This is a genomic window from Agarivorans sp. DSG3-1 (assembly GCF_046774965.1).
Taxonomy (GTDB): domain Bacteria; phylum Pseudomonadota; class Gammaproteobacteria; order Enterobacterales; family Celerinatantimonadaceae; genus Agarivorans.
In genome coordinates this window covers 1,261,945-1,279,801 of the sequence record NZ_CP177241.1, presented here as the reverse complement: position 1 = coordinate 1,279,801, position 17,857 = coordinate 1,261,945, and the positions used below count along the sequence as shown (strand labels likewise).

The 17,857-nt window shown below is 42.4% G+C and carries 16 protein-coding genes; 11 read left to right on the top strand and 5 right to left on the bottom strand.

Going from position 1 to position 17,857, the window contains the following annotated elements:
- Positions 1-8: 8 nt before the first annotated feature.
- From glyS to ACLD71_RS05985, 4 genes are all read left to right on the top strand, one after another.
- The gene (gene glyS, locus ACLD71_RS06000) at positions 9-2,087 is read left to right on the top strand and encodes a glycine--tRNA ligase subunit beta (protein WP_411993598.1); all 2,079 of its coding nucleotides are present in this window, start codon (positions 9-11) and stop codon (positions 2,085-2,087) included.
- Between the two features lie 240 nt (positions 2,088-2,327).
- Positions 2,328-2,777, top strand: a complete 450-nt coding sequence (locus ACLD71_RS05995) for a hypothetical protein (protein ID WP_411993596.1) — start codon at positions 2,328-2,330, stop codon at positions 2,775-2,777.
- 86 nt (positions 2,778-2,863) lie between these two features.
- The gene (locus tag ACLD71_RS05990) at positions 2,864-4,702 is read left to right on the top strand and encodes an alpha-amylase (protein ID WP_411993594.1); all 1,839 of its coding nucleotides are present in this window, start codon (positions 2,864-2,866) and stop codon (positions 4,700-4,702) included.
- A gap of 152 nt (positions 4,703-4,854) precedes the next feature.
- Positions 4,855-6,102: a valine--pyruvate transaminase gene (locus tag ACLD71_RS05985; protein WP_411993592.1), complete on the top strand. Its 1,248-nt coding sequence runs from the start codon at positions 4,855-4,857 to the stop codon at positions 6,100-6,102.
- 55 nt (positions 6,103-6,157) lie between these two features.
- On the opposite strand, the gene ACLD71_RS05980 is transcribed toward ACLD71_RS05985, so the two are convergent.
- The 5 genes from ACLD71_RS05980 to dnaA all read right to left on the bottom strand — a co-directional run bounded on the left by ACLD71_RS05980 (position 6,158) and on the right by dnaA (position 12,855).
- Entirely contained in the window at positions 6,158-6,634 is a 477-nt protein-coding gene (locus ACLD71_RS05980) for an Hsp20 family protein (protein WP_137673580.1), read from the bottom strand.
- A gap of 187 nt (positions 6,635-6,821) precedes the next feature.
- Positions 6,822-9,239 (bottom strand): DNA topoisomerase (ATP-hydrolyzing) subunit B, encoded by a 2,418-nt coding sequence (gyrB, locus tag ACLD71_RS05975; protein WP_411993591.1) that lies wholly within the window; start codon positions 9,237-9,239, stop codon positions 6,822-6,824.
- Positions 9,232-10,317: a DNA replication/repair protein RecF gene (gene recF / locus ACLD71_RS05970; protein WP_137673578.1), complete on the bottom strand. Its 1,086-nt coding sequence runs from the start codon at positions 10,315-10,317 to the stop codon at positions 9,232-9,234. The genes gyrB and recF overlap by 8 nt, the downstream gene beginning before the upstream one ends.
- A 10-nt stretch (positions 10,318-10,327) precedes the next feature.
- Complete coding sequence (dnaN, locus tag ACLD71_RS05965) at positions 10,328-11,431, bottom strand: DNA polymerase III subunit beta (protein WP_303513099.1); 1,104 nt, start codon at positions 11,429-11,431, stop codon at positions 10,328-10,330.
- 20 nt (positions 11,432-11,451) lie between these two features.
- Positions 11,452-12,855: a chromosomal replication initiator protein DnaA gene (gene dnaA / locus ACLD71_RS05960; RefSeq protein ID WP_137673576.1), complete on the bottom strand. Its 1,404-nt coding sequence runs from the start codon at positions 12,853-12,855 to the stop codon at positions 11,452-11,454.
- A gap of 227 nt (positions 12,856-13,082) precedes the next feature.
- Here dnaA and ACLD71_RS05955 point away from each other — a divergent pair, with 227 nt between their 5' ends.
- The 7 genes from ACLD71_RS05955 (at position 13,083) to yidC (ending at position 17,840) form a co-directional block, all read left to right on the top strand.
- Entirely contained in the window at positions 13,083-13,841 is a 759-nt protein-coding gene (locus tag ACLD71_RS05955) for an amino acid ABC transporter substrate-binding protein (RefSeq protein ID WP_137673575.1), read from the top strand.
- Positions 13,841-14,509, top strand: coding sequence for an amino acid ABC transporter permease (locus tag ACLD71_RS05950; RefSeq protein ID WP_411993587.1), 669 nt, complete (start codon positions 13,841-13,843; stop codon positions 14,507-14,509). The genes ACLD71_RS05955 and ACLD71_RS05950 overlap by 1 nt, the downstream gene beginning before the upstream one ends.
- A 1-nt stretch (position 14,510) precedes the next feature.
- Positions 14,511-15,257, top strand: a complete 747-nt coding sequence (locus tag ACLD71_RS05945; RefSeq protein ID WP_137673573.1) for an amino acid ABC transporter ATP-binding protein — start codon at positions 14,511-14,513, stop codon at positions 15,255-15,257.
- Positions 15,258-15,474: 217 nt separating this feature from the next.
- A complete protein-coding gene (gene rpmH / locus ACLD71_RS05940) occupies positions 15,475-15,609 on the top strand; it encodes a 50S ribosomal protein L34 (protein ID WP_016400276.1) in 135 nt (44 codons plus the stop codon).
- A gap of 49 nt (positions 15,610-15,658) precedes the next feature.
- Positions 15,659-15,967, top strand: coding sequence for a ribonuclease P protein component (gene rnpA, locus ACLD71_RS05935; RefSeq protein ID WP_373681410.1), 309 nt, complete (start codon positions 15,659-15,661; stop codon positions 15,965-15,967).
- Positions 15,937-16,191 carry a membrane protein insertion efficiency factor YidD gene (gene yidD / locus ACLD71_RS05930; RefSeq protein WP_137673571.1) on the top strand — a complete coding sequence of 85 codons (255 nt, stop codon included), beginning with the start codon at positions 15,937-15,939 and terminating at the stop codon, positions 16,189-16,191. The genes rnpA and yidD overlap by 31 nt, the downstream gene beginning before the upstream one ends.
- Positions 16,192-16,199: 8 nt before the next feature.
- The gene (gene yidC / locus ACLD71_RS05925; RefSeq protein WP_137673570.1) at positions 16,200-17,840 is read left to right on the top strand and encodes a membrane protein insertase YidC; all 1,641 of its coding nucleotides are present in this window, start codon (positions 16,200-16,202) and stop codon (positions 17,838-17,840) included.
- Positions 17,841-17,857: the final 17 nt, after the last annotated feature.

Below are 17,857 nucleotides of genomic sequence, written 5' to 3'. Positions count from 1 at the left end.
GAGGCAGCATGAGTAACGAGAACCTATTAGTAGAAATCGGCACCGAAGAGTTGCCACCAAAAGCCTTACGTGGCTTGGCTGAGTCTTTTAAAAGCAATGTACAACAAAGCTTAGAAAAAGCCGGTTTTGAGTTTGATAGTATTGAATGGTTTGCTGCGCCTCGTCGCCTAGCGCTTTCTGTTCAAGCTTTGAATGAAAAAACACCCGATAAAGTCGTAGAAAAACGCGGTCCAGCCATTAGCAGCGCATTTGATGCTAACGGCAATGCCACTAAAGCAGCCGAAGGTTGGGCACGCTCAAATGGCATTACCGTTGAACAAGCCGAACGACTAAAAACCGACAAAGGCGAATGGCTACTGCATAAGGCTGAAATTAACGGCCAAACTATTTATCAATTGTTCCCTGATATTGTTGCAGATGCCTTAACAAAACTGCCTATCCCTAAACCAATGCGTTGGGGAGCGAAATCAATTCAATTCATTCGCCCTGTACATACTATTACGATGTTGTACGGTGAAAAATTAGTTCAAGGCAATATTCTTGGTATCGAATCGGCTCGCACTGTGCGCGGCCACCGCTTTATGGGCGATGCTGAATTTGAACTAAACCATGCCAATGATTATGTTCAACAATTAGACCGTCGCGGTAAAGTGATAGTGAACTACGAACAGCGTAAAGCGATTATTCGTGAACAAATCGAAGCTGAAGCTGCCCGCGAAGGTGGTGTAGTAGAAATGGATGAAGCACTACTTGAAGAAGTATGTTCATTGGTTGAGTGGCCAGTGGCTATGGTAGGTAGTTTTGAGGACAAGTTCTTAGACGTGCCTGCTGAAGCACTGATCTACACAATGAAAGATAACCAGAAATACTTCCCAATTTTAGATACCAAAGGTAACTTACTACCGCGCTTTATCTTCGTATCTAATATTGTCAGCAAAGATCCTCAACAAGTAATTGTTGGTAACGAAAAAGTGGTTCGCCCTCGCCTAGCCGATGCCGAATTTTTCTTTAATACCGACAAAAAGTCACGTTTAGACAGCCGTTTAGATAAGCTTGCTAACGTGGTATTCCAACAAAAACTCGGTAGCTTATTAGATAAAGCTAACCGCGTTTCTGAATTAGCAGCACAAATTGCAGGTGAGATTGGTGGCAATAGCCAGCACGCTCAACGTGCAGGTTTGTTATCAAAAGCTGATCTAAACAGCGAAATGGTGCTTGAATTCCCAGATATTCAAGGCGTTATGGGCATGTATTACGCCAAGTTCGACGGCGAGCATGAAGATGTCGCTAATGCCTTAAATCAGCAATACTGGCCGCGCTTCTCAGGCGACAAACTGCCTGAGTCCAAGGTAGCATCAGCAGTCGCGATTGCCGACAAGCTAGATACCTTGGTGGGTATTTTTGCCATTGGCCAATTACCAAAAGGCGATAAAGACCCATTTGCGTTGCGCCGGGCAAGCTTAGGTATAATTCGTATCATTCAAGACAAAGGTTTTGAATTAGATTTAGATACGTTAATTAATAGTGCACTGCTGTTATTGCCGCTTGAACTTAGCCAAGAACAGCAAGCCAAGGTTCATACTCAGCTTATCGAGTTTATTTATGCTCGCCTGCGCGCGATGTACCTTGAGCAAGGTATTGATGCCAGCGTGATTACTGCCGTATTGGAACGTAAACCAACTAAGTTGGCAGACATTGAGCAACGCATTAAGGCGGTAAGCCACTTCCGTTCTTTAGAACAAGCCCAAGCATTAGCGGCAGCCAACAAACGAGTGTCTAACATTCTGGCGAAAAACCCAGACTTTGTTAAACCACAAGTTGACGCTAGTTTGCTTCAAGAGCCGCAAGAACAAGCCTTAGCATCAGCAGTTGATTCAATGGCTGTTACGCTAAAACCTTTGCTTGAAAAAGGCGATTATCAACAAGCACTAATCGAGCTTGCTAACTTACGCGATGTTGTAGATAACTTTTTCGATAACGTGATGGTAATGAGTGAAGATGACGGACTAAAAATTAACCGTTTAAGCCTGCTAAATTCACTTCGTCAGCTATTTTTAGAAATTGCAGACATCTCAGTGATTCAGTAGCTTCACAGCTAATTGGTGTAATAAAAAAGCCATCTTCTAAACAAGGAGATGGCTTTTTTTGATCTAGTTAACCCTTTTAATAAAATTAGCTAAATCTTGAAATCCTTTTCAGCATAGTAGTGTGAGCTTGGCACGTTTTTTCTGGGCTAGCTTCGATATAAATAGGCTCGAGTTCAGCTCATTACGTAATGTTTGTCTGCAAAGACAAAGGAAAGCTATAAAAATATAAAGGAATTGGAAATGCTTAAGAATTTAATGAAAGCAGGTGTGCTAGCACTAATCACCATAGTAGCAGCTGGTTGTGCTTCTAGCGGCGGCGGCAGTAAATTAACTCGTGACGTATATCTACGTGGCGTATTCACTTGGTGGGATGCGGCTCCAGAATACAAATTGATGCCTGTAGAAGGTAAGAAAAACGTATGGTCAGCTACTTCATCTGTTGATGAGCCTTTAATTGCTGATGGCCAACCGTACGAGTGGAAATTTGGTGATGCTGCATGGCAGTGTGGTACTAACTTTGGTTTCCTAGCTGGTGAAGCTGAAATTAAAATTGGTGACCGTCGCCAGTTAAACAAATGTTCAGCATTTGATAACTTCAAATTCACTCCAGAAGTTGATGGCGTATACCGCTTCTACTTAGACTGGTCAGAAGAGATTCCTGTAACTTACGTAGAAAAAGTTGAAATGTAAGCCTTAGCTTTTCTATTCAAAGCCCCCTATGAGGGGGCTTTTTTGTTTCTGTCGGTCACTAACAAAAACTATATGGATGTAAAAAAATGCAGCAATTCATTAAACCCGCTCTGCTCGGCTGTTTAGTCAGTATGGCTATAGCCGGTTGCTCTTCGCCTCAAACAGGCAATAGCACCAGCGCAGCCAGTAGTTCAAGCGAAGCATTAAGCCAAAGCGCGCAATGTCTACAATGGGATGGTCAGCCCGTATCTGTGGATGTAAGCAGCAGCTTTGAAGAAGGTACAGCCGTAAGAGACTTTTACAGCGGCCAAATGAGCACTGTATATCAAGGTAAAGTCACCTTTACTCCCGCACCAGAAAGTGGAGGTTTACTGTTACTCGAGTCAGTCACTAAAAAAGCGGATGAATTTAGTTGGGATAGCGCATCTGTTTATTTTGTGATGACCGATCGCTTCTACAATGGTAACCCTGACAACGACAATAGCTACGGCCGCAGTAATGACGGCAAAAATGAAATTGGTACTTTCCATGGTGGTGACATCGCGGGCTTAAGTAAAAAGCTCGATTACATTGAAGACTTAGGCATCAATGCCATTTGGATTACCGCTCCTTACGAACAGATTCGCGGCTGGGTTGGCGGTGGTATGCGTGGCGACTTTAAGCATTATGGGTACCACGGCTACTATGTACAAGACTACACAGTAATGGACCAAAACATGGGTACCGCTGAAGAGTTTAAGCAGTTTGTTGATGATGCTCATGCTCGTGGCATACGCGTGGTAATGGACATTGTAATGAATCACACCGGCTACGCGACCTTAGGCGATATGCAAGAGTTCGGTTTTGGTGCGACTCAAGAATATGATGTCCCCATTGAAACCTACTTAGGTGAGAAGTGGACTAACTGGGCTCCAGGTAAAGGCGAAACTTGGCACAGCTTTAACGACTACATTGATTACGGTGCGAGAACAGAATGGGTTAAGTGGTGGGGACCAGAGTGGGTTCGTACTGATATTTCAGGCTACCCAAATCCAGGCCCAAGTGATTTAGAAATGTCTTTGGCTTACTTGCCAGATTTCAAAACTGAATCAGACAATGTAGTAAGCCTACCTCCTTTCTACAAAAACAAGCCCGATACAAAAGCAGTAGAAATTCCTGGTGCAACAGTTCGTGATTACCTAGTTACATGGTTGTCTGATTGGGTACGTGAGTACGGTATCGATGGCTTTCGAGCTGATACCGTGAAACACGTAGAACCAGAAGCGTGGATGGAACTAAAACTGGCTTCAAGCAAAGCCTTTAGCGAGTGGAAACAAAACAATCCCGATAAAGTACTAGATGACAGTGACTTTTGGATGACTGGTGAGTTCTGGGGGCAAGGCCTTAATAATTCAAAGCTATTCAATAGCGGCTTTGATTCACTCATCGATTTTACTTACCAAACAGATTTAGCTAAGCAAGGCATGAACTGCTTCACTAACATGCAAGACGGCTATCAGCGTTACGCAGACGTACTTGGTAAGCGAGATGGCAAAGTATTGAGTTACGTCTCATCTCACGATACAAAACTTGCCTATGGCAGCATCAGCAAAGATCTAGAGCAACAAAAACAATTGGGCTCTGCTTTCTTACTCATGCCAACAGCCATTCAAGTATACTACGGTGATGAAACTGCTCGCGAGAAAGGACCACGCAGCTCAGATAAACATCAAGCGACCCGTTCAGATATGAATTGGGAGCAATTGAATGATGAGCAACGTTTAACCGTCCACAATCACTGGCAAAAATTGCTTCAATTCCGTAAGCGTCACCAAGCCATTGGCGCAGGGGAGCATAAACAGTTGAATACCACTCCTTACGTATTTGAACGACGCAAAGGTGATGATGCAGTAGTGGTAGTTTATGTAGGACAAGCAGCTAACTAAAGCGATACTCACAACATATATTTAAGCGGCTTAGGCCGCTTTTTTTATATCTATTTCCTCTTTGATTAACTAATCAACCTAGAACAACTGGGCTAATTGCCATTAGAAAGCAATCTTTGTTATGGTGACGCCTATATAGAAAAAGGTGTGTTATGACATATTCAGATTTTGGCAATAAATTCACTCGCCATGCAGGCATCACTCAGCTTATGGATGACCTTGATGAAGGTATTCGGGCGGGCGATGAGATGATCATGCTTGGCGGTGGCAATCCAGCTCAAATACCAGAAATGACCGAAATTTTTGAGCAGCATCTTCGTAGCGGCTTAGATAACAAGAGCTTGCTCAACGCGCTATGTAATTACGACGCCCCTCAAGGAAATAAGGTATTTATTTCTAATTTGGCTGAATTTCTAAGCAATGAATTCCACTGGGATATAAAAAGTGAGAACATTGCCTTAACGAATGGTAGCCAAAGCGCATTTTTTTACCTTTTCAATCTATTTGCTGGAAAGGGTAAAAACAGCAAGAAGGTCCTGTTTCCCTTAGCACCTGAATATATTGGCTACGAAGACAGCGGCATAGACGAAGACCTATTTATTGGCAACAAACCCAACATTGAATATTTGGATAAGCGACAGTTTAAGTACCACGTTGATTTTGACCACCTACATCTAGATCAAAGCATTGGGCTAGTCTGTGTTTCTCGGCCAACCAACCCTACTGGCAATGTCATTACCGATGATGAAATTAGCAAACTATCGGTACTAGCCAAGCAACATGGCGTGCCACTGCTTATCGACAATGCTTATGGCCTGCCCTTCCCTAACTTGGTGTTTACCGACGAAGCTACGCCATTTTGGGATGACAATACGATTTTATGTTTGAGCTTATCGAAGCTTGGATTACCAGGCACCCGCTGCGGTGTTGTAATAGCCAAGCCAGAAACTATTAAGGCGGTGAGTAATTTATCTGGGATTATTAATTTGTCTCCCGGTGGTGTTGGCCCTGCATTAGCGAATGAGATGCTTAAAGACAATAGCCTACTAGATGCCAGCAACAACATTATTCGCCCTTTTTATCAGCGTAAATCTCAGCAGGCAATAAATTGGTTACAAGCGGCAATACCCTCAACCAAATTCAGGATTCATAAATCAGAAGGTGCTATGTTTTTATGGTTATGGTTCGAAGGTTTAGCCATCAGCGATAAAGAGCTGTACCAAGCACTTAAACAGAAAGGTCTATTGATTGTACCTGGTAGTTATTTCTTCCCTGGTGTGAGTAATAGCTGGCGACATACTCAAGAATGTATTCGACTTAATTTCGCCCAAAGTGAAGCCAACGTAAAACAAGGCATTGAAATACTCGCCTCAGTCGTTAATCCTCTACTCGAGGATTAAACACTAAAAAAGGGCCTTGTGGCCCTTTTCATTCTTTATCTTTATTACTTCATCTTTAAGCTGTTTTAGCTTCCAAAGTTTCTACCGAATTTATTTTTCCATTAATTGGAATTTGCTTAGGCTTAAGCGCTTCAGGAATCTCGCGCTCAAGTTCAATAAACAGTAACCCGTTTTCAAGATTTGCAGCTTTCACTTTAACGTGGTCAGCGATTTGATATTTTCGCTCAAAGCCGCGTTCAGCTATACCTTGGTGTAAGAACTTAGTTTCTGTATTGTTGGCTTTTTTCTGCTTAGTTCCAGTAACAATCAATGCATTTTCTCGAGCAACGATTGATAACTCATCTTCAGCAAAACCTGCAACAGCTAAAGTAATTCGATAATGGTTTTCGTCTACCGCTTCAATATTATAAGGCGGGTAACCATTGTTTTGAGATTGGGCGCTTTGGTTAGAAGCCGCTTCAATAAAACTAGCTAAGCGATCAAAACCAATAGCGGTGCGATAAAGAGGTGAAAAGTCATATTGATTACGCATGTATATTATCCTCATAGAGCAATAAATTGTATTGGACCAGCACTATTGCTGCGTCCCTTTCTAAACAGCACCCACCATGTGGCATCCTGTTATTACTATATATGGGGGGTAAGTTTTACTCTTTCAAGTACAAAAAAGGCAATATTTTCATATTGCCTTTTTTAGTCTTAACCTTTAACGCTATCGATTACACGTCAAGGTTTTCCACGTTCAACGCGTTAGCTTCAATGAAGTTACGGCGAGGTTCAACATGGTCACCCATCAAAGTAGTAAATAATTGATCACAAGCAATCGCATCTTCAACCGTTACTTGCAACATACGGCGAGTTTCAGGGTCCATTGTAGTTTCCCACAATTGGTCTGGGTTCATTTCACCTAGCCCTTTATAACGTTGTATATATAGACCACGGCGTGACTCAGCCATTAACCAATTAAGCGCTTCTTCAAAGTTCTTAACTGGCTTGGTTTTTTCACCACGCTTAATGTAAGCACCTTCTTCGATCAAACCATTTAACTTGCCATGTAAACTACAAATATCTTGGTAGTCATTTGAAGCAAAGAACTCCGGCTCAAACTTAAATTGTACGTCAACACCATGTTGGCGAAGCGTAACTACTGGATAGTAGATATCACGTTCTTCGTGTTTTTCTACTTCAATCGAGTAGTAGTTACCACTTGGCAATTCAGCATTAATTGGTGCAATGAGTTCTTCCGACCACTGCTCTAACACTTCATTGTCTTTTAGTTCTTCAACGCTAATAGGACGCTGATATACCATTTGGCTAAGCAGAGCAATTGGGTAGCGACGAGACAAACGCTCGTTGTTTTTCCATACTCGACGGTACTGGGTTACTAAACCTTCCAACTGTTCGCCACCAATAGCAGGCGCTTCAGGGTTCACATACAACCCTGAATTATCCAAGGCTAAAGTTGTTAAGTATTCTGTTAGTGATTCTTCATCCTTAACATAGCGCTCTTGTTTACCTTTCTTCACCTTATATAAAGGAGGCTGAGCAATATAAATGTAACCACGCTCAATAATTTCAGGCATTTGACGGTAGAAGAAAGTTAGTAGCAAGGTGCGGATGTGCGAGCCATCCACATCCGCATCGGTCATGATGATGATGTTGTGGTAACGCGTTTTATCCGGGTTATATTCATCTCTACCAATGCCACAACCCATTGCGGTAATAAGAGTAGCTACCTCTTGAGAAGAAAGCATCTTATCAAAGCGGGCTTTTTCTACGTTTAAAATTTTACCTTTTAGCGGAAGAATAGCTTGGTTCTTACGGTTACGCGCTTGCTTAGCACTACCTCCCGCAGAATCACCCTCCACTATGTATAGTTCAGAAAGAGCAGGATCTTTCTCTTGGCAGTCGGCCAGTTTTCCTGGTAAACCAGCCAAATCTAGCGCACCTTTACGACGAGTCATATCTCGTGCTTTACGAGCAGCTTCTCGTGCGCGAGCAGCATCCAAAATTTTCTGAGTGATAATTTTGGCTTCTTGAGGGTTCTCTAACAAGTATTCACTTAGTTTCTCACCCATGGTCTGTTCAACCGCAGACTTAACTTCTGAAGAAACTAGCTTATCTTTAGTTTGGCTTGAGAACTTAGGATCAGGTACTTTAACCGAAACAACCGCAGTTAAACCTTCGCGAGCGTCATCACCGGTCGCGTTATTCTTGTCTTTCTTGTTAACGCCTTCCTTCTCCATATAGCTATTTAGAGTACGAGTTAACGCAGCTCTAAATCCAGCTAAGTGGGTACCACCATCTTTTTGCGGAATGTTATTGGTAAAACAATAAACGTTTTCCTGGAATCCATCATTCCACTGCATCGCTAATTCAACAGCAATGCCATCTTCACGCTGGAAGTTAAAGCTAAATGCTTTAGGGTGAATCGGCGTTTTGTTGGTATTTAGGTAAGATACAAACGCTTCAATACCACCTTCATAACAGAAGTGATCTTGCTTATCATCACGCTCATCTTTAAGGATGATCGATACACCCGAGTTCAAAAATGATAATTCACGTAAGCGCTTAGCAAGAATATCGTAGTGGAATTTAGTATCAGAGAAAATCTCTTCACTTGGCCAAAAACGTAATTCAGTACCTGTTTTGTCGGTATCGCCTACTACAGCTAAAGGTGCATCCGGTTCACCTAAAGTGTAAAACTGTTCGTAAACATGTCCTTGGCGCTTAACTGTAAGTTGTAACTTAATAGATAACGCGTTTACTACAGAAACACCAACACCGTGCAAACCACCCGATACTTTATAAGAATTATCATCGAATTTACCACCAGCGTGAAGTACCGTCATAATTACTTCAGCTGCAGATACCCCCTCTTCTGGGTGAATATCAACAGGGATACCACGACCATCATCAGATACAGATACCGAACCATCGCTATGAATGGTAACAACCACATCTGTACAGTGACCAGCCAATGCTTCATCGATAGAGTTATCTACAACTTCGAAGACCATGTGATGTAAACCTGAGCCATCATCGGTGTCGCCAATATACATCCCAGGACGTTTTCTTACTGCATCAAGGCCCTTTAGTACCTTAATACTCGATGAGCCATATTCATTTTCAGCCATGTTTTACTCTCGTTTTATAGTCGCTGATAACACCATGTTCCACGTGAAACATTGTGCATCCTTCTAAATCAAATCCATCTAGCATTTGTTCCTCAATTGCAGAAACAAAAACTTGAGACCCATGTCGTTGTAAGCACGTTGCCAACAACTGTCGTTTAGACATATCTAGTTCGGCAGCAAAATCATCGATAAGGTATACAGTTTTCTTACCACTAGTTTGTTGAGCATGTTGCCCTTGCGCCAATATTAGTGCGCACACAAATAGCTTTAACTGCCCTCTCGAGATTAAATCAACCGCATTGATGCCATTAAACTTAAACTTTAAATCTGCTTTGTGAGGCCCATATTGGGTATAACCCAACATTCTATCCCTCTCAAAACTGCTTTTTAGCAAATCAGCTAAATCGCTTTGTTCGTCCCATCCTTGATAAAAGGCTAACTCAAATTTGTATTCAGGAAGAAACTCTTCAACCAAATCAAATAGAGTCGACTTAATACTCGTAACATACTCCAGCCGTTGCTTACTAACTACTAGAGCCAGTTCCACAAGCTGCTTATCCCAGTAAACTAAGTCTTGGTACTGACGCGTTTGCTTTAACAGTGCGTTACGCTGTTTCAATATTCGTTTATAGTTCTGCCAAGCACCGTGAAACTGATGTTCCACGTGAAACACTCCCCAATCCAAATAGGCTCTTCGATGTTTAGGACTACCATCTACTAAGCCGTATCCTTCGGGGTGAAGAATCTGTATAGGCAACAAAGAGGCGAGAACCGCTTGGCTACGTACCGTTTCTTTGTTAATTCTTAAGGCTGTGTCTCCACCTTTAAATTTTTGCAAACCAATTTTGTGTTCCTCCAACTGAGCAAACACTACAAAACTGTCTTGCTGGTAACTAATCACCTTACTGGCTCTATTACTACGAAAAGACCGACCAAAGCCCAAATAATAAATAGCTTCTAGTACACTGGTCTTTCCACTGCCATTTTTTCCCAATACCACATTAAGCTGTGGATTGAGGTTAAGGCTGGCACTTTCTATATTTCTAAAATGTTGTAAGCCTAAGCTTTGTATCTGCATCTAAACAGTTCTACAAACGCATTGGCATAACAACATACATTGCTTTGCCTGTTTGCTCTGCGTCTTCAATTAGCGCACTGCTATTGCTGTTACTCATGTTAATACGAATTTGCTCGCACTTAAGCGCATTAAGCACGTCGAGTACATAAACAACATTGAAGCCAATCTCTAAGTCTTCGGCGTTGTAATCAACATCCAAGATCTCTTCGGCCTCTTCTTGTTCAGGGTTGTTAGCAGTAATATTTAAGGTGCCTGACTCTAGTTGAAGTCGCACACCTCTAAATTTTTCATTAGACAAAATAGCCGCTCGTGAAAATGCTTGTTTAAGCTCATCACGACCCGAGATCAAGGCCTTATCGCTATTTGCTGGAAGCACGCGGCGATAGTCAGGAAAGCGACCATCGACTAATTTGCTGGTAAACGTGAAACCTTGAACACTTGCCCTGATGTTATTACTGCCAATTTGCAGTTCAACCAATTGGTCTTCGTGTTCCAACATCCGCGCCAACTCAATTACGCCCTTTCGTGGCACAATCACTTGTTGCGGCTGTAAAGGCTGATCAAAAGTTTGCTCTGCTAAGGCCAATCGGTGGCCGTCGGTAGCAATGGTTTTTAAGCCTTTATCGTCGGTTTCAAACAACATACCGTTTAAGTAATAACGAACATCTTGGCTCGCCATAGAAAACTGTGTGCTATCAATCAGGTTCTTTAACTGACCCTGAGTAAGTTGAATAACTTGCTGACTTTGCCAATCTTCAATATTGGGAAAATCAGTGGCAGGTAATGTAGCCAGAGAAAAACGGCTGCGGCCAGATTTAAGCACTAAACGGTTGTCATCAGCCTTACAGCTAATTTCACAACCATCAGGCAAGCCTCGGCAAATATCAACAAACTTTTTAGCCGGTACGGTTACACGCCCTTCATTTACTGCGCTCTCTAAAGGAAGCGTAGCGATAAGCTCTACTTCCATATCGGTGCCAGTGATAGACAATTGCTGATTGCTAATATCTAGCAATACATTACCTAAAATAGGAATAGTTGGGCGCCCACCGAGTGCGGCACTTACCTGCTGTAAAGGTTTAAGCAGTTGTTCCCGATTAATACTAAATTGCATACTTAATAACGCCTCTCCGATTATGACGATAATGTACGAATTAAATTCTGGTAATCTTCTTTGATGTCGTGACTTTCTTCTTTTAACTGAGCAATTTTACGACACGCATGTAATACCGTAGTGTGGTCTCGCCCGCCAAAAGCATCACCAATTTCTGGCAAGCTATGGTTAGTTAGCTCTTTGGCCAAGGCCATGGCTAACTGGCGTGGACGAGCCACAGAGCGAGAACGACGCTTAGATAGCAGATCTGCCACTTTAATCTTGTAGTACTCTGCGACAGTTTTTTGAATATTGTCGATGGTGACTAGCTTCTCTTGCAGCGCCAGTAAATCGCGCAAAGCTTCACGAACGAAATCAATAGTAATAGCGCGCCCAGTGAAATTAGCGTTAGCAATCACCCGGTTCAACGCCCCTTCTAGTTCACGTACGTTAGAACGTAAGCGTTTGGCAATGAAGAAAGCAACTTCGTCAGGCAGGCGAATATTATTTTCGTTAGCCTTAGTCATTAGAATAGCCACCCGCGTTTCTAACTCAGGCGGTTCAATAGCAACAGTTAAGCCCCAGCCAAAACGACTTTTTAAACGGTCTTCAACGCCGTCGATTTCTTTAGGGTAGCGATCACTGGTAAGGATGATTTGCTGATTACCTTCTAACAGTGCGTTAAAGGTATGAAAGAACTCTTCTTGTGAGCGTTCTTTATTAGCAAAAAACTGAATGTCATCAATGAGCAAGGCATCTACACTGCGGTAGTAGCGTTTAAAATCTTCTATCGCATTGTTTTGTAATGCTTTTACCATATCCTGAACAAAACGTTCAGAGTGCATATACACAACTTTTGCGTTCTTTTTATTAGCAATAATGCCGTTACCCACAGCATGCAATAAGTGAGTTTTACCTAAGCCGGTACCGCCATATAGGAATAGTGGGTTATACGCCCCACCAGGGTTATTAGCAACTTGCGTAGCTGCCGCCCTAGCCAACTGGTTTGATTTACCTTCAACAAAATTATCAAACTGGTAGGTGGCATTAATGTTGTTGCGGTGATTAGCTTCTAAAGCTGACTTAACAGCGGGTTCCTTATCCCAACTTTTACCTGAGTCATTGTTATTGACGTAAACATTTCTCACACCTGTTGGAGCAGGCTCGCTTTTAACTGTAGCGGTTCTGGTTACGCTTGCAGGCTTACTGCCTACCTCAAAACGCAAACTAGGCTTATCACTTCCACAAAACTCTTCGAGCAAGGCGTTCACACGAATCAGGTATTTGTCTTTTACCCAATCGAGTACAAAACGATTTGGTGCATACAACACCAATAGCTCTGCATCTTGTTCTACTTGAAGTGGTCGGATCCACATACTAAATTCTGTTGCCGGCAATTCATCTTGTAAACGTACTAAGATTTGTTGCCAAAGAGACCCACTCACTCGCGACTCCGCGTTATCACCAAAAAGACCGTCTATTTTATAACGGAAGCCGCTTAAACTCTAGGTTTCTTATGAATTATTCACAAGCAGATAACAAATATGTGAATAACATTCTGGTCACCACATAACAGCTTGGTTATTTGATATAACAACAGCGTATTTGTGCAAATATCATCTATGAACTAGAATTTTTTGCCATACACTACTCGCTGAATAGAAGAATCGAAATGAAACTACTAAATAAATCACGATTACTAATGGCTTTACTGCTGGTTAGCCTAAGTCCTTGGTCAGCATTTGCTCAAGATACCGTCAAAGTGGGTATGTCTGGTCGTTACTTCCCCTTCACTTTTGTTCAGCAAGACAAGCTACAAGGTTTTGAAGTTGATGTATGGGATGAAATAGCTAAACGTAACGACTGGAAGGTTGAGTACGTTACCGCAAACTTCTCTGGCCTATTTGGCATGTTAGAAACAGGTAGAGTAGATACTATTTCTAACCAAATCACTATTACTGATGAGCGTAAAGCCAAATACTTGTTCTCACATCCTTATGTTGTAGACGGTGCGCAAATTGTTGTGCGTAAAGGTAACGACGAGATAAAGGACATTAACGATCTTAAAGGCAAAAAAGTAGCAGTTAACCTAGGTTCAAACTTTGAGCAGCTATTAAGAAAACACGACAGCGATAAGCAAATAAATATTGCTACCTACGACACCGGCATTGAGCAAGACGTTGCCTTGGGTCGCTCAGACGCTTTTGTTATGGACCGAGTATCATCTTTAGCCTTGATTAAAAAATCTGGTCTACCCTTAGCGCTAGCAGGCCAGCCATTCGAAACCATTGAAAACGCGATGCCTTTCAAAAACAACGAAGCAGGCCAAGCCTTACAAGCAAAAGTAAATGCTAGCTTAGAAGCAATGCAGCAAGATGGTAGCTTAAGCACAATATCTGAAAAATGGTTTGACGGGGACATCACCAAATAATGTCAACTTTTGACTTTAACTACATGATGGAATTGTTCCCAATACTGTTTAAGTATTTGGGAACAACCATGGAAATGGCTGCTATTGCAGCCGTTTTTGCGTTAATACTGGCCTTAATCTTAGCCCTATTTAGGGTATTTAAGCTGCCAGTGCTCAACCAATTTGCAGTGGTGTTTATCTCGTTTTTCCGTGGTACTCCATTGTTAGTCCAACTATTTATTTTGTATTACGGTTTACCACAAGTATTCCCAATACTGATTGGCTTAGACGCCTTTAGCGCATCGGTCATAGGTTTAAGCCTGCATTTCTCGGCATATAAAGCAGAGAGCATTAGAGCAGCAATAAACTCTATTGATAAAAGCCAGTGGGATGCTAGCTATGCGTTTGGCATGACCCGCCTGCAAGCGCTGCGCAGAGTAATTTTACCGCAAGCATTACGTACCGCGTTGCCGTCTTTAATGAACTACCTGATTGATATGATTAAGAGCACCTCTTTAGCATTCACCTTAGGGGTTGCCGAGATCATGGCCAAAGCGCAAATGGAAGCTTCAAGTAGCTTTAAGTTCTTTGAATCATTTTTAGCTGTTGCACTTATTTATTGGGCCGTAGTGGCCGTGTTTACCCAGCTACAAAACGTAGCAGAAAAACGATTATCCAAGGCTTATTAGCATGATTAAAGTATCCAACCTTAGTAAAGCCTTTGATGGTCAAACAGTGCTTAACAGCATCGATTTAGAGGTTAAAGAGGGCGAAGTTGTTGCTATCATCGGGCCTTCTGGAACGGGTAAATCTACTTTTTTGCGCTGCATTAACTACCTTGAGCAACCAGACTCAGGGACCATTAGTGTCGACAATTTGAATGTTGAGGCAAAGCATCATCAACAACAGGATGTATTGGCATTACGCAGGAAGTTGTCTTTTGTTTTTCAAAACTACTCCTTGTTTGCCAATCTAAATGCTGAGCAGAATATCGCCGAAGCGTTAATTACTGTGTGGAAACAACCGAAAGCGGAAGCACTGAATACCGCCAGAGAGATCTTAAGCGACATTGGTTTAGCGGATAAAGCCAAACATTACCCTAGCCAACTTTCGGGTGGTCAACAGCAACGGGTAGGTATTGGTCGAGCAATGGCCACCCATAGCAAAGCCATTTTGTTTGATGAGCCCACCTCGGCACTAGATCCTGAATGGGTGGGCGAAGTGCTGGCCCTGATAAAGAAACTGGCCCAGCGAAAGCAAACTTTAATTATTGTCACCCATGAAATGGCCTTTGCAAGAGAAGTGGCGGATCGAGTGGTATTTATGAGTGATGGGACAATAGTAGAGCAAGGTAGCCCAGAGCAACTATTTAACAGCCCAAAAGATCCCAGAACTCAACAGTTTATCTCTCGAATTGTAAAGCGCGGCGAAGTCTAATTAAATAGATCTGTTGCACCTATATATAGGAGCACTATAATGCCGCCCAAGATCCAAAGGATCTTTTGAAAAAGAGTATTTAAGATTAAGCGATATTTCGTTTGACTTAGAAGTGGCGAATGATTAGAATTTCGCCTCTTTTTTACCCGGTGCGCCTACCATTTTGGTTAATTGCACCGACTGTACAGTAAAAAACTAGCTAGCAAGAGTAATAAATATGAAACGTACTTTTCAACCAAGCGTATTAAAGCGTAAGCGTAGCCACGGTTTCCGCGCTCGCATGGCAACTAAAAACGGCCGCCAAGTTTTGGCACGTCGTCGCGCTAAAGGTCGCGCAAGTTTGTCTGCATAATTAAGTGCAAAGACAAACTTTTGGCAGGGAGTTACGTTTGTTAACTCCCATGCATTTTAAACACGTATTCTCCAACCCCGTTCGTGTGGGTACTCCTCAACTCACCATCCTTGCAAAAACCAATACTCTCTCTCATCCTCGTTTGGGTTTAGCTGTTTCCAAAAAAAGTATTAAACTCGCTGTAGGTCGTAATCGTATTAAGCGTTTAGCAAGAGAAAGCTTTCGTCTACATCAGCATCAATTACCTGCAGTAGACATTGTGGTTATTTCCAAGAACGGTATTTCAGATTTAAGTAATCAAGAATTGATGAAGCTTCTGGAGAAATCATGGCGAAGACTAACGCGCCGTTGCGAATAATCGCAATTATGCCGATAAAGGCTTATCAATATGTGATAAGTCCACTACTTGGCCCGCGCTGCCGATTTACGCCATCGTGTTCAGACTATGCGATTGAAGCAATTAATTTGCACGGTGTGATAAAAGGTTGTTGGTTAGCAAGCCAACGTCTATTAAAATGCCATCCTCTACATCCTGGCGGACACGATCCGGTTCCAGGTTCCGAAAAAACAAATAGTGATTAACTAATATTATGGAATCTCAACGCAATTTACTGATAATTGGGTTGCTGTTTGTAAGTTTTCTTATATATCAGCAATGGCAAAAAGACTACGGCCCACAGCCTGTAGTAGCAACTGCCACCAATACTGTTAACGCAACTGGTGCGAATGCAAATAGTGATGTGCCAGCCAGTGCATTATCTCACGACGATTCAGACTTAACTCAAGCCACTTCGGCGGGTCAGTTAATCACTGTAACGACAGACGTATTAAAACTTAAAATTAGCGCTCAAGGCGGTGATGTAGTAAGTGCTGAGCTATTGGCTTACCCAATAGAAGAAGACTCTGCAGACCCGTTTGTGCTACTTGAAGAAAACCCGAATTTTACCTACATCGCCCAAAGTGGTTTGATTGGTCGTGATGGCCCAGACGCTAACGCCAATGGTCGCCCTGTTTATCAAGTAAGCAGCGACAGTTTTGAAATGACCGATGGCAGCGATGAATTGGTAGTAGCCTTTACTTACCAAGACGAAAACGGCAGTAGCTTTACTAAAAGCTTTACCCTTACCCGCGGTAGCTACGACGTTAAAGTAGATTTTGATGTGACCAACAATGGTGACAACGCTTTAAGTCTGCAACTTTACAGCCAAATTAAGCAAACTGAAAAAGAGCATAGCTCTAGTATGGTAATGCCTGTTTACCGCGGTGGCGCATACTCAAGTGAGTCTACGCGCTACTCTAAGTACAGCATCAAAGACATCAAAAAATCTGACCTAAGTGAAACCACTACAGGTGGTTGGGTTGCCATGATGCAGCATTACTTTGTAACGGCTTGGCTACCAAATGCTGGCGACACCAATCAACTGTACTCTAACAGCAACAATGGTTTTGTGTTCATGGGTTATAAAGCTCCTGTACAAACCGTTGCGCCTAGCCAAAGTGCTAAGTTAAGCAGTGCATTGTGGGTGGGTCCTAAGCTTCAAGAACAAATGGCTGAATCAGCTAAGCACCTAGATCTTACTGTAGATTACGGTTGGTTATGGTTTATTGCTCAACCGCTATCTAAGCTGCTTAAGTTCTTCCATAGCTTTGTAGGCAACTGGGGTGTAGCTATTATCCTGATTACCTTCACCGTTAAAGGTTTGTTGTACCCGCTAACTAAAGCGCAATACACCTCAATGGCGAAAATGCGTTTGCTACAGCCAAAAATGGCAGCACTACGTGAGAAGTATGGTGACGACCGTCAGAAAATGTCGCAAGGCATGATGGAACTCTACAAGAAAGAAAAGGTTAACCCCTTAGGTGGCTGTTTCCCTATCTTGCTGCAAATGCCTATCTTCATTGCATTGTATTGGTCATTAATGGAAAGCGTAGAACTGCGTCATGCACCGTTCTTTGGTTGGATTACCGATTTATCGGTTCAAGACCCGTTTTACATCTTACCAGTGCTAATGGGTGTGAGCATGTTCTTCATTCAGAAGATGTCTCCAACTACGGTTGCTGACCCAATGCAGGCTAAAATTATGCAATTTATGCCTGTTATCTTTACCGTATTCTTCTTATGGTTCCCAGCTGGTCTAGTACTTTACTGGCTAATGAGTAACGTGGTAACGCTGATTCAGCAAACCATTATTTACCGTAACCTAGAGAAAAACGGCCTGCATAAACGCTAGGCACAAAGTTTAGCTAC